Annotated in this window: 15 protein-coding genes; 5 read left to right on the top strand and 10 right to left on the bottom strand. The window is 71.5% G+C overall.

From position 1 onward, the window contains the following. Positions 1–320: 320 nt before the first annotated feature. From ACZOOI_RS00125 to ACZOOI_RS00150, 6 genes are all read right to left on the bottom strand, one after another. Positions 321–1,118, bottom strand: coding sequence for a hypothetical protein (locus tag ACZOOI_RS00125; protein ID WP_465278772.1), 798 nt, complete (start codon positions 1,116–1,118; stop codon positions 321–323). Next, a complete protein-coding gene (locus tag ACZOOI_RS00130) occupies positions 1,115–1,711 on the bottom strand; it encodes an RNA polymerase sigma factor (protein ID WP_465278773.1) in 597 nt (198 codons plus the stop codon). Before ACZOOI_RS00130 ends, ACZOOI_RS00125 begins: the two co-directional genes overlap by 4 nt. Before the next feature lie 5 nt (positions 1,712–1,716). Continuing rightward, complete coding sequence (locus tag ACZOOI_RS00135) at positions 1,717–1,962, bottom strand: hypothetical protein (protein WP_465278774.1); 246 nt, start codon at positions 1,960–1,962, stop codon at positions 1,717–1,719. A 788-nt stretch (positions 1,963–2,750) separates the two neighbouring features. Then, positions 2,751–3,014, bottom strand: coding sequence for a histidine phosphatase family protein (locus ACZOOI_RS00140; RefSeq protein ID WP_465278775.1), 264 nt, complete (start codon positions 3,012–3,014; stop codon positions 2,751–2,753). 527 nt (positions 3,015–3,541) lie between these two features. Next, complete coding sequence (locus ACZOOI_RS00145; RefSeq protein ID WP_465278776.1) at positions 3,542–6,067, bottom strand: ABC transporter permease; 2,526 nt, start codon at positions 6,065–6,067, stop codon at positions 3,542–3,544. Next, complete coding sequence (locus ACZOOI_RS00150; protein WP_465278777.1) at positions 6,061–6,813, bottom strand: ABC transporter ATP-binding protein; 753 nt, start codon at positions 6,811–6,813, stop codon at positions 6,061–6,063. The genes ACZOOI_RS00145 and ACZOOI_RS00150 overlap by 7 nt, the downstream gene beginning before the upstream one ends. A gap of 140 nt (positions 6,814–6,953) precedes the next feature. Here ACZOOI_RS00150 and ACZOOI_RS00155 point away from each other — a divergent pair, with 140 nt between their 5' ends. From ACZOOI_RS00155 to ACZOOI_RS00165, 3 genes are all read left to right on the top strand, one after another. Beyond that, positions 6,954–8,252: a sensor histidine kinase gene (locus ACZOOI_RS00155; RefSeq protein WP_465278778.1), complete on the top strand. Its 1,299-nt coding sequence runs from the start codon at positions 6,954–6,956 to the stop codon at positions 8,250–8,252. Beyond that, positions 8,249–8,881, top strand: coding sequence for a response regulator (locus tag ACZOOI_RS00160; RefSeq protein WP_465278779.1), 633 nt, complete (start codon positions 8,249–8,251; stop codon positions 8,879–8,881). Before ACZOOI_RS00155 ends, ACZOOI_RS00160 begins: the two co-directional genes overlap by 4 nt. A gap of 328 nt (positions 8,882–9,209) precedes the next feature. Continuing rightward, positions 9,210–10,184 carry a pyridoxal-phosphate dependent enzyme gene (locus ACZOOI_RS00165; RefSeq protein ID WP_465278780.1) on the top strand — a complete coding sequence of 325 codons (975 nt, stop codon included), beginning with the start codon at positions 9,210–9,212 and terminating at the stop codon, positions 10,182–10,184. A gap of 198 nt (positions 10,185–10,382) precedes the next feature. On the opposite strand, the gene ACZOOI_RS00170 is transcribed toward ACZOOI_RS00165, so the two are convergent. The 3 genes from ACZOOI_RS00170 to ACZOOI_RS00180 form a co-directional block, all read right to left on the bottom strand. After that, positions 10,383–11,930 (bottom strand): MFS transporter, encoded by a 1,548-nt coding sequence (locus ACZOOI_RS00170; protein WP_465278781.1) that lies wholly within the window; start codon positions 11,928–11,930, stop codon positions 10,383–10,385. A 213-nt stretch (positions 11,931–12,143) separates the two neighbouring features. Then, positions 12,144–12,809 carry a hemerythrin domain-containing protein gene (locus ACZOOI_RS00175; RefSeq protein WP_465278782.1) on the bottom strand — a complete coding sequence of 222 codons (666 nt, stop codon included), beginning with the start codon at positions 12,807–12,809 and terminating at the stop codon, positions 12,144–12,146. Positions 12,810–12,948: 139 nt separating this feature from the next. After that, on the bottom strand, positions 12,949–13,608 hold the full coding sequence (locus ACZOOI_RS00180) for a carboxymuconolactone decarboxylase family protein (protein ID WP_465278783.1): 660 nt from the start codon (positions 13,606–13,608) through the stop codon (positions 12,949–12,951). Positions 13,609–13,848: 240 nt separating this feature from the next. Here ACZOOI_RS00180 and ACZOOI_RS00185 point away from each other — a divergent pair, with 240 nt between their 5' ends. Continuing rightward, on the top strand, positions 13,849–16,974 hold the full coding sequence (locus ACZOOI_RS00185; protein WP_465278784.1) for an AfsR/SARP family transcriptional regulator: 3,126 nt from the start codon (positions 13,849–13,851) through the stop codon (positions 16,972–16,974). Here ACZOOI_RS00185 and ACZOOI_RS00190 read toward each other — a convergent pair. After that, on the bottom strand, positions 16,936–17,340 hold the full coding sequence (locus tag ACZOOI_RS00190) for a DUF6461 domain-containing protein (RefSeq protein WP_465278785.1): 405 nt from the start codon (positions 17,338–17,340) through the stop codon (positions 16,936–16,938). The genes ACZOOI_RS00185 and ACZOOI_RS00190 overlap by 39 nt on opposite strands. Before the next feature lie 322 nt (positions 17,341–17,662). Here ACZOOI_RS00190 and ACZOOI_RS00195 point away from each other — a divergent pair, with 322 nt between their 5' ends. Further along, on the top strand, positions 17,663–18,730 hold the full coding sequence (locus ACZOOI_RS00195) for a helix-turn-helix domain-containing protein (RefSeq protein WP_465278786.1): 1,068 nt from the start codon (positions 17,663–17,665) through the stop codon (positions 18,728–18,730). Positions 18,731–18,733 lie beyond the last annotated feature (3 nt).

The raw sequence follows: 18,733 nt of genomic DNA on the forward strand, positions 1-18,733 counted from the left end.
CACCACACCCCGAACCCGCCCTTGAGAAGACACAGCCGGTGAGGGCAGGATCACCCGGCCGAGGCTGTCGAACCCTCGCCGCCGGTACGGGCGCTTCGGCGAAAGCCGGTCGGGCCGGGACCGGCCGTCGACGTCCGGGCGGGACACACGAAAGCGCCCCCACCGAAGGCGATGGGGCGGTGCGGGCCGACTGTCAGGTCCGAGGCGTCAGAGGCGTAGGCACTCGGGCGCTGCGGGCTCCCGGCCGGGCCGGCCGTCTACGGCCGGCTCCTGGTCGAGGTCGGCCGGGCGGAGTGTGGTTCGCGCTGCGGTCACGCCATTCACGGACTCACGATCGGGTGCACGAGTACGGCGGTCGAGCAATCGGTGGACTGGCCGGGGCGTTGGACGGACACCGAAAGGATCAGCACGTCCTGCGTGGTGACGTGCAGGGGCACGGCCGGGTCGCCGGGCTCGACCGTTGCGGTGGCGAGGACGCGTTCGCCGTCGGAGACGACGACGGTCACGGGTCTCGTGTCGAAGGAGCGATACGCCACCAGTCGGGTGTCGAAGGTTCGGTACTTGCCGCCGAGCAGGTAGGAGCGGGTGCCCGGTTCGCAGCCCATCAACGTGTCGCCGGCGACGATTCGGTCCTCGACGCCGCCCCGCAGACGCAGGGTTTCGAGGCTGAGGGCGGCCGCCGTGCCCGGAGGTTTCCCCGTTCGGGTGGGAGGCGCCGCCCCCGTTGCCGTCGGTCCGGGGGCCGTCCGATTGTTCGAGGGTTCGGGGTCCGGGAGAGAGACGATCAGCGTGATCGCCGTCGCCACCACGGCGACCAGCGCGCCGACGACCCCTGTCATCCGTGGCGACAGACCGGCTGTTGCGATGCCGCTCGTTCCCAGTCGAGCCCGATATGCCGTCGGTGACGGTGTGAGGTGCGGTTCGGCGATCTTCTTGGGCGGCTTCGAGGTCGGCAAGGGAGCGGGACCGGGAGGCAGGCTCGGGTAGGTGTCCAGGGTGTCGTGCAGTCGCCGCAGTGCGGCCTCCGCGTTCGCCGGGGGCGGGTTCTCCCGCCGGACGCGTCCCAGCCGGTGCAACTCGGCGAGGTCGTCGGACCGGCGCCGACGGAACAGCGTCATGAGCGACCACCCTCCGTCCCACTCGCGCCTTGGACGCCCGACACCGCCGCCGAGGTTCCCCGATGCGCCGCCTCGGCGGCCTCCAGGTGGGACCTCGCCGTCGAGACCTGCGTGCGTACCGTGCCGGCCGACACCCCCAGCATCGCCGAGATCTCCTTGACTTCGTACCCGGCCAGAGCAAGCACCGCGACCTCCCTACAAGCCGGGGTCAAGGCGTCGATGACCCGACAGGCCCGGACGAGCCTCTCCTCCGCGTCCTGGCGCACCTCGTCCAAGGCCTTGGGCAGATATCCGGTCTCCCCCACCCGCTCCATGTCGCCGCGGGGCCTGACGTGGCGTTGGTACGCGCTTCCGCGGTGCTTGCGCGCCGCGTTGATCACGGTCGTCCACGCGTAGGTCCGCTGTTGTCCCACCTCCGCCATGGCCTGCAGGGTGTGCCAGTTCCTGAACAGGCCGATGCACGCGTTCTGGATCACGTCGTCCGCGTCGTCGCCCACGTAGGTGTACGCGACCCGGACCATGTCGGCGTGCATGTCCCGCACCAGGGCATCGAGATCCTCGTACCGAACCCGTCTCCGCCGCCCCCCGAACACGGGAATCAGCCGTCCACCACGACGGCCGCCACCGCCGCCACCGGCGCGCCCGCAGGCGCGATCAATAGCATCGACCCGTCCCCGCGACGCTCCAGCACCAACGTCCCCCCGGCCGCGGCCTGCGCCGCGATACCCCGAATCGCCCGCGCCCGGGTCAACTCGCAGACGACCGCCACGATCCCCCTCGCCACCACGAACAGCACCGGCGCCAGCACGTACACGACGCTCCACGAAACGATCATCGTGACCACCCCGCTCTCCTCGACGGCGAAAATCGCTCGTCGACAAGAGGGATCCATCGTGGCGTCGAAACGTCCAAGTGATCGCCGGAACACCGAAATTGCCCGGCTCGGTCGACGCCTTGCCGAGACAGGCGCCTACGGCCCATGCCACCTGCGGCGGCATCCGGCCAACTCCCCGGGCCCGGCCGTCCCCCTTTTCCTGACGCCGAGCGCCGGCGAGCGGGGTGTGGCAGCCCCGCGCAGTCGCCCACCGTCGGTCTCGACGTCCGCCGATGGATCAACGAAAGTACTCCTGGGGTTCGAGGTGGTGTCATTTTCGCCGCAGCAGTCGCAGCACGGCCGGTCGACCGGTCACGGTCGGACCGCCTCGGACCACGAGGCTTCGCCTGCCGCCCGTCACTCGGCGACGTAGTCCTCAAGGAACGCGGCGAGCCCGAGTCCGATCAATGCCCGTACACCTTCCACCGTCTCAGGGACAGTCCGACTCGGGCCTTGCGCACGCCTGGTGGGCCGCACGGTCGACACCGTTGCATCGCGTCGTCATCGGGGAGAGCAGGGTGGTGGACCAGCCACGGATCATCCGGGGAGACAGAGACGCGTCGGTCAGTTCGACGAGGGCTTCCGGATGTCCATCTGCACCCTGGCCTCGTGGCTGTCGGGCGGCTGCGTCGCGCGGCTCGCCGTAGCGAAGTGCCCGGTTGCCCGGCCATGGTGGTTACCGTAGAGGGCAGCTCGGTCGGCGCGCACGACTTCGCCAGGACCCGGTGCCAAGCTCTCGTCGTCGTGCGCGGCGAACGTCAACGGCGGCAGGCCCTCCGTTGTTTACGCGCCTTCTGGAGGAACGCGTCGGTGGCTTCGAGGACCTGGCGGTAGCTCTGACCACCGGGGAAGGGTTCGTCGATGCGGCGAACTCTCTGGGCGGCAACGCCGGAGACCGGAGTTCCGTTGAGGTCGCCGTAGTTGCACTCGCGCAGCCGGATGTCCTGGTGGATCGGGGGCCTGCCGTCGGGGAACGCGATCCGGGCCGTCTCCACGGCTCGGTGGAGGTCGGAGGTGAACACCGCGGCAAAGCCGCCGGCGCGGCGCCCAGGGCCTGGCGGGCGAGGTCGGCCATGGGGGACGGCTGCGCCTCGCGGGTCCGTTCCGGATCGCCGGCTGCGGGGGATGCGGATCGAGCACGCCGCGGCAGGTTCGCGGGGTGGTTCCGGTGCGCGCTCACGACGCCACCGCCTGTCGGTCCTCGCGGCATTCGCGGCACAGTCCGACGCCGCGAACCCCGGGAAGCGCGCGGTCACAGTCGTCGCATGTGCCCATCACCTGCGGTCCGGGCCGGGGAAGCGGCAGGTCCCGGGACGGCGCCGGTCGCCGGCTCGGACCGGGATCCCACCTCGACGCGCACTCGCCTTGCCGATGTACTCGAGCCTGTAGCGGGTCCGGCGGTACTCGCGTACCGCCCACGGGTCACACCACCACTGCGGGCTCCGCCGCATCTCGGTGAGTTCCCGGCGTCGTCGGAAAACTGCCCGCCCCCGCGCGGCCGTGAGCATGCTGCTCACACTTCTGCGGGCGGCGCGCGGCGCGGGCCGGGCTATTCACGGACGCCGACCAGTTCGACCGGGCGGCGACGGAGTACCACGCGGGCCGGGAGCACGATGCCCAGCAGGGCGACCACGGCGCAGGCGGCGGTGATCTCGGCCAGGACGGTCCACGGCAGGATCAGGGGGGCGCCCTCGACCAGTCGGTCCCAGGCGGTGTGAAGTCCCGCGAGTGCCAGGGCTGTCGCGGCTGCCGCGAGAGCGACGCCGATGACCGTCGTCAGCAGCGCCTCGGCCGCAAGCATGCGCAGCACCTGGCGGCGGGTGGCTCCGGCGAGGCGGAGCAGGGCCAGTTCGCGGGTCCGGGCGGCTGTGGCCATCAGCAGGGTGTTGGCGATCGCGATGCCGCTGTACACCAGCGCGATGGCCAGGAGCAGGCCGATGCCCAGGCGGTCCTGCCGGACGGCCTCGCGTTGAACGGCCGTGGTCCAGTCCGCCGACCGCACCACGGCGGCACCGTTGCCCCGGGTGGCCTCGGCCAGCGCGGCGGCGACGGCCGTCCGGTCGGCAAAGGGACGCAGTGTGACGTACATCCGGGCGGGTGGTGCGGTGCCGGCGGTGCGCGGGGTCAGGAACACGCCGCCGCCGCCGGTTCCGGCGGGCAGTACGGCCGCGACGCGCAACGAGATCGGGCTGCCGTCGGCGCGCCACAGTTCGACCCGGTCGCCGACGTGCCGATTCCAGCCTCGGTCCACCACGATGGTGTCATCGCGCAGGTCGGCCATCGAACCTGCCTCGATGGGCAGGTGCAGCGCGGTGGAGGCGGGGGCGTCGACCGCCTGGGCGGCGTACGGCCGGACCACGTCGCCTTCGAACATGACCGAGGTGCCCGGTTTGGGGACCGCGTACACCGTGGTGGGCTTGAGAGCGACGGCGTCGGTGCCGGGGACGGCCCGCACCCGGTCCACGAGTTCGCGGCCGAGCCCGGCGGCACTGACGGGCACGACCACGAAGTCGGCCGCGCTCGCCTGCGCACGCAGTTCCCGGGTGTGCGCCGCGTCGACCGAGGTGGTAGCGCCGAGCAGACACGAGGCCAGCGCGACGCTCGCCAGCACGGGTATGGCTGTCGCGGCGGTGCGGGTGGACTGGGTCACGGTGTTGGCCCGCACCAGCATGCCGCCCGCGCCGCGCGTGAAGGCGAGCGGCAGAGTGAGGATCCGGGCCGCCGGCCGCGCGAGTACGGGGGCCAACAGGACGACGGCGCCGGTGATCATCAGCGTGAACATCATGATGTTGCCCAGGTCGAAAGCGAGTTGCGGCAACACGGCCGTGACGCCGGCGAGAGCGGCGACTGCGCACGCGAGCAGGATGATGCCGGCCGTGAGCCGCACGCGCGAGATCGCCCGGCGCTCCACCGCCGCCTCGTGCAGGGCCTCGACCGGCCGGATCCGGCCGACCCGTACGGAAGTGGCGGCAACCGCGAGCAGGGCCACGGCCCAGCCGGCGACGAACGCGACCAGGAGCGCGACCGCGGAGAGCCAGGAGAAGCGGACCGCGAACCACTGGGGTGCGAAGTCGTTCGCGGCCAACCAGTCGGCGAGTACCGGACCGCCGCCCACGCCCAGTGCGCATCCGGCCGCCGACGCGGCCGCACCCAACGCGGCGGCTTCCGCCAACAGCATTCGCCGCAGTTGCCGCGGGGTGCCGCCCAGGGCCCGCAACAGGGCCAGTTCACGGCGGCGCTGAGCGACGGAGTACGCGAAGGTCGAGGCGACCACCACAATCGCGACGAACGCGGCGATGCCACCGGCCACGCCGAGCAGGGTCTGTGTACCGGTCATCCTCGCCCGGTCCCGAAGGGTTCCGGGATCGGCGGCGGCACGCGCGGCGCCGGTGAGCACCTCGATCCGGGTCGCGCCCGACCGGTCGCCTGCCAGTGCGGCGCGCACCGGTGCGGTCGGCCCGGCAACGATCAGCGCGTCCACAGCGGGCGACAGGCGCGCGGCCTCGGCGTCGGTGAAGAACACCGCGTGCTCGAAGCCGACCGGGGCGGTGACGCCGGAGACGGTGTACGTACGCGCCCCGGACGCGGTCAGCACGGTGGCGGCGGTTCCGAGCAGGGCGGCGTCGCCGCCGCCGACCACCACGGTGTCGTCCGTGGTCGGGGCTTGTCCGGCGGACAACACGTAGCGCGAGTACCGGGCCACGGACCAGGCGTGGCCGACCCGGTCGGCGGGACCCGCGAGGGGGGCGGTGAACAGCGCGGGAAAGCTCCGGTCCCGCACGATCGGGGCAACCGCCGCGACCTTGGCCGACACGTCGGGGGGCAGCGGCGGCACCTGGTCGAGATCCTGCGCGTTGGTGCCGCTGAGCGAACCGGTCACATAGAGCGTGGGCTGGACGCGGACCACCATCGGCGCGTCTGCGAACCGGCGCGGCACCCGGTCGCCGTCGTCGGCGGTGGCCGCGACCACAAGGCCCATCGTCGCCAGCAGTCCGACGCCCAGGGCCAGGGCGACGAACGCGCTCGCGAACGCGGTCCACCGGGTGCGCAGGGTCAGCAGGGCAAGGGTCAGCACGACGCCTTCAGGTGAGTCATCCGGTCGGCGACCGTGTCGACGGCGGGCGCGTGCAGTTCGCCCGCGACGCGCCCGTCGGCCAGGAAGAGCACGCGGTCGGCGGCAGCCGCGGCCATCGGGTCGTGGGTGACCATGACGATGGTGCGCGCGTGGTCGTCCACGAGCGTACGCAGCAGGGCCAGTACATCGCGGGTAGTGGCGGTGTCGAGCGCACCGGTGGGCTCGTCGGCGAACAGCACCGTCGGCTCGGTGGCGATCGCCCGGGCGATCGCCACCCGCTGTTGCTGACCGCCGGACAGTTCCGCGGGCCGGTGCCACGCACGGTCCGCGAGGCCGACCGCGGCCAGTGCGGCGTGGATCGCCGACCGGTCGACCCGGCGCCCCGCGAGCCGGAGCGGAAGTTCGATGTTCTGGGCCGCGGTCAGCGCCGACAGCAGGTTGAACGACTGGAAGACGAAGCCGACTTGGTCCCGGCGCAGCCTGGTCAGCCGGCTCTCGCTCAGGTTCGCCAACTCCGTGCCACCGATCGCCACCCGGCCGCGCGTCGGGCGGTCGAGTCCGGCCGCGCACTGCAACAGGGTCGACTTACCCGAACCCGAGGGCCCCATCACCGCCGTGAAGCTGCCCGCCGGGAAGCTCACGCTCACCCCGTCCAACGCGGTCACCGCGTCGGTGCCCGTCCCGTAGGTCCGGTGCACCTCCGTCAGCCGTACCGCTTCCGCCCGCTGCCCCGCTGCTTGATCCATTCGATCCATGGCTCAACCCAATCGTTCGCACCCCCGGCACGCAGGGCGCCAGGACCGAGTCCTGAGGTAGGGCCTGCCATACCCCCAGAGGTAGCCCAGCCCTCCTGGGGCGGCCCGGAGCGGTCGACTACGGTCGATCCATGCAACCGCGCACGATCCGGCAGGCAATGCCGCAATGGGGATATCTGGTCTCCGGCTGGCCCTGGCGAGCGACCGGCTACCTGCTGACCAGCACACTGACCGGCGGCGTGGGCCTGATCCTGTTCGCCGCCCTGGCCGTGCTCGGCGGTGTGCTCTCGCTCGTCCTGGTCGGCATCCCGCTGCTCCTGGCCCTGGGCCTGGCGGGTATCCCGATGGGTGTGGTGGAGCGGCGCCGGCTGCGGCTGGTCGACCTCGATCCGGCCGACGACCCGCACTCGGCGGTGACCGTGCGCGGCCCGCGGGCGTGGCTGCTCGCGCGCTTTCACGAACGGGCCACGTGGCGGGAACTCGGGTACGCGCTGCTGCTGATGGTGCTGCTGTGGCCGCTCAACCTGCTGCTCGTCACCATCTGTCTCGGTGTGCCCGCGGGCTTGATCACCGCGCCGATCCCGATCCTGGCCGGCGGCGGTCATCGCACCCTGCTGCCCGGGTGGACGATCGGTACCGCGCCGCAGGCGCTGCTCGCCGTCCCGGTCGGACTGGTGACGATGGTCGCGGGGGCGTACCTGATCGGCCTGCTCGCCGCCGCCCAGTCCGCCCTGGCGCGCCGACTGCTCACCTCGCCCGGGGCGAACCTGGGCGAGCGGCTGGTGGAGGTGACCCGCTCGCGGGCCCGGCTGGTCGACGCGTTCGAGACCGAGCGCCGCCGGATCGAACGCGATCTGCACGACGGCGCCCAGCAGCGGCTGGTCGCGCTCACCATGACCCTCGGGCTGGCCAGGATCGCGCGGGGCGACGAGGCGGCCGCGCTGGTGGCCAAGGCACACGAGCACGCCAAGCTCGCGCTCGGCGAACTGCGGGAACTCGTCCAGGGCATTCACCCCCAAGTGCTGATCGACCGGGGGGTGCCCGCGGCGGTCGCCGATGTCGCCGAACGCTCGGCGATCCCTGTCGACGTACGGATCGAGCTGCCCCGGCGGTTGCCCGATCCTGTCGAGGCGGCCGCGTACTTCGTGGTCTGCGAGGCACTGACCAACGTGGCCAAACACAGCGGTGCCCGGCGCGCGTCGGTGATCGGCCGGCTCGTCGAGGACGACGGGGCGGAGGGGTTACTGGTGGTGGAAATCTCCGACGACGGCATCGGCGGCGCCACGACCACGGCCGCCGGCGGTTTGGGGGGCCTCGCCGATCGGGTGGCGGTGCTTGACGGCAGAATGCTCCTGTCCAGTCCGGTCGGTGGGCCGACCCTGCTTCGCGTGGAGATCCCGTGTCATCAGTCCGATCTCTTCGTGTCGTGATCGCCGAGGACGGCGTCCTGCTTCGCGACGGCCTCATCGGGCTGCTCGAACGATTCGGGCACGATGTGGTCGCCGCGGTCACGAACGCGACCGAGTTGACCGCGGCGGTCACCGAGCACCGGCCGGAAGTGGTGGTCACGGATGTGCGAATGCCGCCGGGCTTCACCGACGAGGGCCTGCGCGCGGCAATCACCCTGCGGGCCGCGGACCCGAACCTGCCGGTACTGGTGCTGAGCCAGTACGTGCAGCGCACGTATGTCGGCGAGCTGCTCGACTCGGCCGACGGCGTCGGGGTCGGCTATCTGCTCAAGGATCGGATCGGCGACGTCGAGGAGTTCATCGATGCCGTCCACCAGGTCGCCGCAGGCGGCACCGTGATCGACCCGGACGTGGTGCGCCAGCTGCTGCGCCACCGTCGCGCCCCGATCGAACGACTGTCGGCCCGCGAGCGCGAGGTCCTGTCGCTGATGGCCCAGGGCCGCTCGAACGCGGCCGTGGCCCGGACCTTGGTGGTCTCGGAGGCGGCGGTCGGAAAGCACATCACCAACATCCTGACCAAGCTGGATCTGCCGCCGGCCGAGGACGACCATCGCCGGGTGCTGGCCGTCCTGACGTACTTGCGCAACTAGGACCTGTTTCGGATGGGGCTCTTGGTTACCGCCATGCGCCGATGCCGGCGATGGTGGCCTCGAAGCGGACGCCGAGCGACGCACAGGGGGAGGCCGCCGATGTCCATGCGAGTCACCGGCGACCCGGACGCCCGCACCGCGCTCGCGACGTTCGCCGAGCAGCCCGGCTCAACCAGGCCCTAGCCCGAGCCCGGCTCGCCTCTCGCAGCCGGCGCCGATACGCCTCACCGCCACGCGCGGACCGATCACCCGCCGCATCACGTTTCGACGATGCCCTGGACCAGCCATGCCCGACCGCCGCGCCAAGCGCCAGCGAAGTGGAGACACCGTGCCCACCCCGACCTTCGACGACGTCAAGACCGCCGGCGACCGAACGGCCGGACACACCCGGCCGATCGTCGTCGTTCCTCTCGACCCGGGCACCATCGGCTCCGCCGAGATCCACCTGGCCTGCGAGTTCATGCAGCACACCGGCAGCTTCAAGGCGCGCGGCGCGGCCAACTTCGTCGCCGCGCACCGCGAGGCCAAAACGCTGACCTCCGCCGGGTTGGTCATCGCATCCGCCGACAACGCCGCGCTCGGTTGCGCCTGGGCGGCGGCCCGGTGCGGCGTCGCGGCCACCGTCTTCGTCGCACACGACGCCACGCCGCTGAAACTCGCCCGGCTGCGGGCACACGGCGCCGACGTCCGTCTGTACGACACCGCCGAACACGCGGTCGCCGCGTCGCGCGCCTACGTCGCACAGACCGGCGCGGTCGCCTGCGACGGGTACGACGACCCGCTGTTCGCCGCAGGCGCCGGTACGTTGCTGCTCGAGACGGCCGCGCGCGTACCCGGTCTGGACACCGTACTCGTGGCCGTCGGCGCTGGCGGCCTGTTCGCGGGTACGTGCGCGGCGGCCCACCCCCTGGGCATCCGCGTCGTGGGCGTCGAACCGCGCGAGTGCCGGTCGTTGAACGCCGCGCTCGAAGCCGGCCGCGTCGTCGACGTGGCCGTCGACTCGATCGCGGCCGGATCGCTCGGCGCGCCTCGGGTATCGGCCGAGGCGCTGGAATGGGCCCGGATCGCCGATACCCGTTCCGTCCTCGTCGGCGACGACGACATCGCGCGCGCACGGCAGTTCCTGTGGGACCGATACCGCCTCGCGGTCGAACCGGGATCCGCCACCGCGTTCGCCGCGCTGCTCACGGGCGCCTATGCGGTGGACGACGGCGAACGGGCGGCGGTGGTGTTGTGCGGGTCCAACACCGATCCCGGGGATCTGTGCGGCACTTCCTCAGGCGCACGGACCCGGATCGCCTGAGTCTGCACGGGCCGAACAGCGGGGCGGCGGGGGACGAAGGCAACGGGGGACGTCCGACGCGAACCGGCGCCGACTCGACCCGCCCGGTGGGACACACGTGCGGCAACGGCTGCGGTGGCGAGTGCGGCGATCGTGGTGCCGGTCGGGTCGCACGACCCGCCGCCGAAGTGTTCCCGGCCGGGCTCGCCCCTTTCGGCCCTACCGCGCCACGACTTCGGTGTTCGCCCCCGCTCCTGAATCGGAGTCCCCGCGTAGCGTCAGCGCCGCAACGACCAGGGCGATCAGGTACAGCGCCCCACCCGCTCCGATGCCCACCGCGTACCCATGGGTCAGCGCGTCCGGCATCCCACCGCCGGGCAGGCGATCCTCGGTCGCGTTGGTGGCGAGTACCACGAGCACGGCCAAGCCGAGCGCCCCGCCGATCTGCTGCGTCGTGTTGATCAAGCCGGACGCGACCCCGGTGTCCCGGTCGTGCACGCCGCGCACGCCCGCGATGGTGACCGCGACGAACGCCAGGCCCAACCCGAGACCCGCGACCAGCTGTGCCGGCAGCAGTACTGCCCACGGGTTGCCGTCGGGCGTCAGCAGCGTGAACCAGGCCATGCCGGCGGTCGCGAGCACCATGCCGATCACCGTCACCACACGCTCCGACGTGCGTCCGAGCAGTGCCGGGCCCACTCCTCCCGCCGCGATTCCGATACCGAGGGCGAACGGCAGGTAGGCCAGGCCGGTCTGCATCGGTCCGTATCCCTTGACCGCCTGCATGTACAGCGTCAGGAAGTAGAACGTGGCCAGCATGCCCGCACCGGTCAGGAACATCACCACGTTCGCGCCCACGCGCCCACGATCACGGACCACCCGAGGCGGCATCATCGGCGCCCGACTGCGGGTCTGGATCAGCCCGAACACGATCAGCAGCAGCACGGCGCCGACCAGCAGCGTCAGGGTGAGCCCGTCCGTCCAGCCGTGCTCGTTCGTGCGGTTGACGGCGTACACGAGTGAACCGAGGCCCAACGTCGCGGTGACCGCACCGGGCACGTCGACTCCCCCGTGCTCGCGCTCACCGTCGACCAGCACCGACGTTCCGGCCAACACGGCGACGGCGATCGGGACGTTTACGAACAGCACCCAACGCCAGTCCAGGTACTCGGTCAACGCGCCGCCAAGCAGCAGCCCGACCACCGAACCCAGACCGCCCATCGCCCCGTAGACCCCCAGTGCCTTGTTGCGCTCGGGTCCTGCCGGGAAAGTCGTGGCCAGCAGCGACAGCGCGGCTGGTGCGGCAATGGCCGCGCCGGCGCCCTGCAGGACCCGCGCGGCGATCAGCACCGCGCCGGTGGTCGCGAACCCGCCCAAAAGCGAGGCGATCGTAAAGACCACCAGACCGATCCGGAACACGCGCCGGCGGCCGAACAGGTCGCCCGCCCGGCCGCCGACGAGCAGCAGTCCGCCGAACGTCAGCGCATAGGCGGTGAGCACCCAGTTCAGATCGGCCTCGGCCATGCCGAGCGAGTCCTTGATGCTCGGTAGGGCCACGGTCACGATCGTGCCGTCGAGCACGAGCATCAGCTGCGCGGCGGCGATCACGAACAGGGCCAGGCCGAGTCTGCGCGGCGGTTTCGGGACTGTGTCCCCGGGACGGTCGGTCACGTAGGGCTTGCCCGGGGTCGATGTGGACCCGGTGGCCCGGTCCCCTCCCGGGGCCCGGCCGGGCGGGACGACGTCGGCGTCTGCGTACAGGGACATGGGGCTCTCCTGGGGGTGGCGACGTGGGGGCCGCGTGGGTGGCTGCGTGGGTGCCTGCGCGCCGAAGCCGGGACGCCGAAGAGCGTCATCCGGGCAGGCGAAGGCGCGTTCGGGACAAACGCGCCTTCGCCTGAGCCAGGATTTCGGCGGGACGACGGGACGTCGGGGCCGAACCGACGAGGGGATGGAACGGGCCGGGCGGTGAACGGTGACTCAGCTCGCGGCCGAACGGGCCTCCGTACCCCACAAGTCGAGCGCGGCGTAGGCCGGAACCCACTGGTTGCGAAACGCCAGCTGCGCGGGCTCGGGCATCGGCCGCAATACGGTGGCCACCGTCGCCTCGGTAGCGTTGTCCAGCAGCCACGGCATGTAGCGGGGTCCGTCCGGGCCGATCTTCTGCGCGTGCGCCTGACCGAACGCAATCAACTGCGGTATCGACACGGTGTTGTCGATGAGCACGAGGGCCTCGTCCTCCTCGTGCTTGAGGTGCCCTGTCAGCGCGACCGCGAACGCGTCGACGAGCTCCGCGAGCCGGTCGTGGCCGGCGTCCGCGTCGGCATCCGCGACCGCGGCGTCGATCGCCTCGATCAGCGGGTCGATCTCGGCGTGCTCGGCCTCCATCGCGGCGATCAGCGCGAGATCGTCCGGACGGTCGGCGAGCGCCTCGCTCAGCACCGGCCACAGCGTCTCGTCCTCGGCGGTGTGGTGTACGTGCAGGTACGTCTTGAACATCTCCCAACCGGCCGCGGTCCGCAGAATCCGCCGAGGATCGTCGCCGGGGCGCGCGGCGACCCGGGCCAGTTGCGCTACTTCGCGGCGCAGCGCGTCGTGGATCGCGAACATCATCGTCATATCGTTCTTGAAGGTCTTGGCGTTCATGGTTGATGCCTCTCCAGGGCCACGGGTGTGCCCGGTGTGGTGGAGTCCTCGATGTACTCGGGGTACTCACTCGGGGTGATTGGCGTAATCGGGGTGTTGGTGGTGCCGCCGGAAGGCGGTTGGCCGGTGGTTCAGGTGTTCAGTCGGAGTGCGAAACCAGCGGCCAGTCGACCTCGACGCGAGCCGCCGTGGTCAGGTAGTTGGTCAGAACGTTCAGCGCGATGTGCCCGATCACCTCCGCCAACTGCCCGTCCGAGAGGCCACCCGCCCGCGCGGCGGCCAACTCCACGTCGTCGACCAGGCCGTGACTGCGCATCAGCGCCGACGCGAAGGCAAGCGCGGCCGCCGACCCGGGATCCTCGGCGGCACCGCGGCGCGCACGGGCGGCCTCATCCGCGCTGAGCCCCGCGACCTTGGTGCCGACGTAGGTGTGCGAGGACAGGCAGTAGTCGCAACAGTTCTCCTGAGCCACCAGCAACGCCAGTCGTTCGCGTACGGGGGCGGTCAGGGTTCCGCCGTTCAGTGCGCCGACGAACTCCAGGTACCCCTTGAGGACGGCCGGGCTGTTCGCCATGGCCTTGGCCAGGTTCGAGGTGACACCCATGACCTGCTGCGCGGTCGCGAGCAGGGCGCCGGCCTCGCCGTCGGCCGTCTCCGGGTCGACCAGCGCGAATCCGGGCTCGGGTGATGCGGTCGCGTCGGGTGCCGCGTCCGAGGGTCGGCGCCGGGTCGGGTGCGTCGGCTGCGCCTGCGGTGGGTGCGGGCACGGTGGGCCGCGTCCGTCCGGCCGTTCGGTCATGTGTGTTTCCTTGCTTCGGATACCTGGTCCGCCCCGGTTCGGCGTGCGCCCCGGTGCTGACGATCATGTTGCTCGAGCGGGTTGATACATTCGCGATGCGCTCGCGACGGGTAGGCGATCGATCCGGTTCGGCGAGGATTCGCCGGCTCGGTCCGGTCGCGTCCTTGCCCATGCGGCGCCCATGCGCTGCGACGCTTGCGGGGGCAGTAGTTGAGTGCGTTGTTTCGGATTCTCGGACCGGTGGAAGTTGCCACGGTCGACGGTCGCGTCGTGCACGGAGCCGCGCCGCGCCATCGGGCGGTGTTGGCGTACCTGCTGCTGAACGCCCGTACGGTCCTGGGACACGAGCGGATCGTCGACGCCGTGTGGGGCCAGACCCCACCTCACACCGCACGGTCGCAGATCCATGCCGCGATGACCGCGATCCGGCGGGTGCTGCGCGAGGCCGGCGGAGACACGCTGTTGACCACCCACGCGTCCGGTTACGTGATCGCCCCCGAGCCCGGCGGGCTCGACCTCCAGGTATTCACCGCCGAGGTCGCCGCGGCACAGGCGCAGTCCGCCGAGGGCGACGCGCACGGCGCGACGCTGCGCATCCGCGCTGCCTTGGAGCTGTGGCGCGACCGTGCCTTCGCCGATGTCAAGGGCGACTTCGTGGCAGCCGCGCGGGCCCGGCTCGACGAGCGACGGCTGTCCGCCTTCGAACGACTCGCCGAGCTGGAACTCTCGCTCGGCAGGCACGACGACCTCGTCGACGAACTCGCCGCGCAGGTCGCGGCGTACCCGCTGCGTGAACGGTTGAACAGCCACCTCATGCTCGCGCTGCACCGCACGGGACGCCAGGCCGACGCGCTCGCGGTCGGCCGCACCTTCCGGAATACCCTCGTGGAGATGCAGGGGCTCGACCCCGGGCGGGCGTTCGTCGGTCTCGAACAGGCGATCCTGCGGGACGATCCGACCCTGATGCCGACGGGGCCCGTTCCGGGTAGCCCGGTGCGGGCTTCGACAACAAGGACGCCGGGTACGGCACGGCCGGCCGGTTCGGCACCACCGGCGCCGGGCTCGCCGGCACCCGACCCGTCCGGCGCAACCGCCGCCACGGGGGGTGCTGCGGTCCCGCCCGCGCGCCGCGCGTGCTTCCTGCCCTACGACACACCCGATTTCGCCGGGCGCACCGACGAACTCGCCCGCTTGGTCGGCCTCGTCGGATCCGTACCCGGGCACACCGGTACGGCGATCGGCGGCACGGCGATCGGCGGCACGGCGCGCACGACCGCCGCCGGACCGATCGGCGCGTCTTCCGGCGGTGCCCGCGGCGCTTCGGTCGCCGTGATCGACGGCATGCCCGGAATCGGCAAGACCGCGCTGGCCATCCACGCGGGCCATCGGCTCGCCCCGGGCTTCCCCGACGGCCAGCTCTTCGTCGACCTGCACGGCCACACCGCCGGCCGGGCCCCGCTCGACGACGGCGCCGCACTCGACATCCTGCTGCGCCAGCTCGGGGTACCCGCCGAACGCATCCCGCCGACGGCCGGCGACCGCGCAGCGCTGTGGCGCGCCGAACTCGCCGACCGGCGCGTTCTGGCAGTCCTGGACAACGCGGCCGACGCCGACCACGTCCGCCCTCTGCTCCCCGGCGCGTCCGCCAGCCTGATTCTGGTCACCAGCCGGCGCCGCCTGATCGACCTGGACGGCGCACAGACCTTGTCGGTGGAACTGCTGCCGGCCAAGGACGCGGTCGACCTGTTCGCCCACATTGTCGGAGCGCGTGCCGACGACGAACCGATGGCCGTGCTGGACGTCCTTCAACTGTGCGGATTCCTGCCGCTGGCGGTACGCATCGCCGCCGCGCGACTGCACCATCGCCCGCGCTGGACGGTGGCCTACCTGGCCGACCGGCTGCGCGACCAGCGGCGTCGGCTGACCGAGCTGGCCACCTCGGAGCGCGGCGTCGCAGCCGCGTTCACGCTGTCCTACCTGCATCTGGCTCCGGCCTGGCAGCGCATGTTCCGATTGCTCGGCCTGCACCCCGGGCTCGACGTCGACGCCGCCGCGGCCGCCGCCCTCACCGGCGTATCCGAACTCGACGCCGAGGACGTGCTCGAGGAGCTTTTGGACACGCACGTGCTGCTCCAGCACGAACCCGGTCGCTACACGTTTCACGATCTGCTGCGCGAGTACGCGCGTGGCATGCTCGCCGCCACGGAGGACGAAGCCGCGCAGCATCAGGCACTGTCTCGACTGCTGGACCAGGAACTGTTTCGCGCGGGCGCGGCGATGGACCTGCTCTACCCGCACGGCCGCGCCCAGCGCCCGCGGCCGACGCCACCCGAGAACACCACACCGGGCGGCGTCTTCCGCGATGCCGCGCAGGCTCGCGCGTGGCTGGATGCCGAACGCGCCAACCTGGTCGCCCTGGCCGCGCACGCCGCCGAACACGCCTGGCCGGCGCACGCCGGCGACTTGGCCGCGACGCTGCGCGCTTACCTGGACGGGCACGCCCACCACGTCGAGGCCCTCGCCCTGCACACCCACGCACTGCACGCGGCCCGCCGAAGCGCCGACCGGGCCGGGGAGGCGCGTGCGCTGATCGACCTGGGGTGGGCCTACTGGCGCATCGGCGGATATGAGCGGGCCCAGGAGTTCTCCCGGCACGCGCTGGAGGTGTGTCGCGAGACCGGCGACCGATTCGGCGAGTCCAGGGCGCACAACACGCTCGGGAACGTCGCCTCGCGACAACGCGACTTCGACACCGCGGAGTTGCACCTGCGGAGCGCACTCGAGTTGTGCCGAGAGCTGGGGAACCGAGTCGGTGAGGCTCACGTACTGGGCAACCTGGGCGTCATCGACGAGCACCGGGGCCGCTACGCACAGGCCCGCGACCACCACCGCGAGGCACTCGCGCTGCACCGCGAACTCGCCAACCGCGGCGGCGAGGCACTGGTCCTGGACAAGCTCGGGCTGGTCAGCCGCAGGCAGCGAGAGTACGCCCAGGCGCGCGAGTACCACCGCCAGGCGCGTGACCTGTACCGGGCGTTGGCCAACCGCGGCGACGAGGCATCGGCCCTGAACGGCCTGGGCGAGGTCGCGCGCGAACTCGGCGAGCCGAAGCAAGCCGTGGCCGAACACGAGGCGGCCCTGACGCTGGCCCGGGACTTGGCCAACCGCCCCGAACTGGCTCGAGCCCACCATGGATTGGCCCTTGCCCACGCTGATTTGGCGGATCGCACCACGGCCGCCACCCACGCGGAACGGGCCTGGGAGACATACCGCGACCTGGCCGTTCCCGAAGCCACCGAGGCGGCGGCTCTCTTGGCGGAGCTGGCGTCAACCGACCGCACCGTGGTACTCGATGACGCGCAGTAGTTCCTCGGTGATCCGCACTCCGGTCATCCGCCCAGCCGGCGCGACGACAGCCGCCTCGTAGTCGTATACGTCCAGATCTGATTCGTCCTCGTCCATATCGCAGCCGCCCTCCCGCATGAGGGGAACCGGTTCATCAGGGCTGCCGGACCGATCAGTTGCGTATTCGAACTCGGTCCGCAACATCCCGTCCTGGTGCCGGTGAAAGAAGTCCCGGGCAGACCCCCCTTGGGCGGGGTTCCCCGAAGCCGCCTCGCGCCGACGCGGCTGTGCGTAACGTCCGAAGCGCTCGCCCGGCCGCGCGTTGTTGCCGCAGCTCTTCCCGCCCCTGCTGCCCTTCGCGTACACGGAAACGATCAGGCGGGTCACGGTGTCCGCCTCGTCCCGCGCCACCATGCGCAGACCCCGTTGCCCCGGGTACCCGACGAACTCGAGCAGCACCCCACGACTCGCCGTCCCTCGGTTCCGACCGGGTGTAGCGGGAATTCCGGAACTCGTGATGGTGTCCCGGTGCGGCTGTCAGCGTCCGCGTCGCGCGGGTCGTCGGGGATCGGCGACGTCGGCCACGCCGCGCGGGTCCGGAGGGGACACGACCATGAATCCTGCGCTGCCTGACCGGGCGATAGTGGGCTGCTGAGAAGTTCCGAAAGCCATCTTGTCCAGGGTCATGGTCTCAACGAGGATCCCGGCCATGGGAAGTCAGGAGTTACCACCGAAGCAAACCCAGAACGCCGAGGAGACGGCCGAGCCGCGGGACGCGCGGAACGCGGCCGAGTTCGTGGCGACGATGCGGCAGCTCAAGGAGCGGTCGGGACTCACTTTCCGGCAACTGGAACAGATGGCGGAGGCACACGGCGACTTACTGGCGCGCAGCACGATTGCAGATGTCCTGCGCCGGCAGTCCCTTCCGCGTCCGGAGGTGCTGCTCGCTTTCGTCCGCGCCTGCGGAGCCGGCGAGCAGGCAGAGCTGTGGCTGGAGGCCCTGCGCAGAATCTCGGTCCAGGAGTCCCGTAGTGCCTCCGGGGTGCCCAAAGAGGTAGGGGAGCCCGGAGGACCCAGTCGTGCCGGCGAACCGTCCGTCGTGGCTGGTCTGCCGTCCAGAGACTCGCCCACGGTCCGCCGGGAGGGAGCGCGGCCATACTGGCGTCGGCTGGCACTCGCCCTTGGCTTGGCAGTTGCTCTGCTGTTCGCCGTCGGTGTCTGGATCCTCACGCCCCGCGGGTCTTCGTCGTCATCCTCCGGCAGCGCGGCCCAGACTCCCCACGCTGTGTCCTCGGCCGAGCCGAATCGGAGGCCCCTGCAAGGCTGGTCCCGTATCCAGCCGGTCGGCTCGCCCACCGACTCGTGCCTCACCGAGGGACGCGCCGCCAACGGCGCGTACAGGTCCCCCGTCGCGGTCCAGGGCCCTTGTGTCGGGAGTGCCCAGCCGCGTACGCGTCTTGAGCTGGTCGGCGACGGACTCTTCTACATTCAGTGGGAGAACCCGGTCGACGCCGGCATCGGCTGTCTCACCGTGGTGAGCGGCGGGCCCGTCAAGGACTTTCTGGAACCGTGGGACGACTGCGCGGCCACGCGGCTCTCGCAGCACTTCCGTATGGAAGCAGTCGACGACCCTGTGCCGGGCGGGTTCCGCATCCGCCCGGCGCATTCCAACCTGTGCGTGTCCATCCGCAGCCAGTCGGGGCACGCGGTGAGGGAGGCCGTACAGAGGCCCTGCGACGGGAAAATTTGGCAGGAGTTCTTCGTAAAACCAGCGTGACAC

Source organism: Embleya sp. L77 (assembly GCF_055557415.1).

Coding starts and splice junctions, on each gene's coding strand:
- ACZOOI_RS00125 (WP_465278772.1), bottom strand. CDS start 1,118: ATGACGCTGTTCCGTCGGCGCCGGTCCGACGACCTCGCCGAGTTGCAC.
- ACZOOI_RS00150 (WP_465278777.1), bottom strand. CDS start 6,813: ATGGATCAAGCAGCGGGGCAGCGGGCGGAAGCGGTACGGCTGACGGAG.
- ACZOOI_RS00155 (WP_465278778.1), top strand. CDS start 6,954: ATGCAACCGCGCACGATCCGGCAGGCAATGCCGCAATGGGGATATCTG.
- ACZOOI_RS00170 (WP_465278781.1), bottom strand. CDS start 11,930: ATGTCCCTGTACGCAGACGCCGACGTCGTCCCGCCCGGCCGGGCCCCG.
- ACZOOI_RS00175 (WP_465278782.1), bottom strand. CDS start 12,809: ATGAACGCCAAGACCTTCAAGAACGATATGACGATGATGTTCGCGATC.
- ACZOOI_RS00180 (WP_465278783.1), bottom strand. CDS start 13,608: ATGACCGAACGGCCGGACGGACGCGGCCCACCGTGCCCGCACCCACCG.
- ACZOOI_RS00195 (WP_465278786.1), top strand. CDS start 17,663: ATGGGAAGTCAGGAGTTACCACCGAAGCAAACCCAGAACGCCGAGGAG.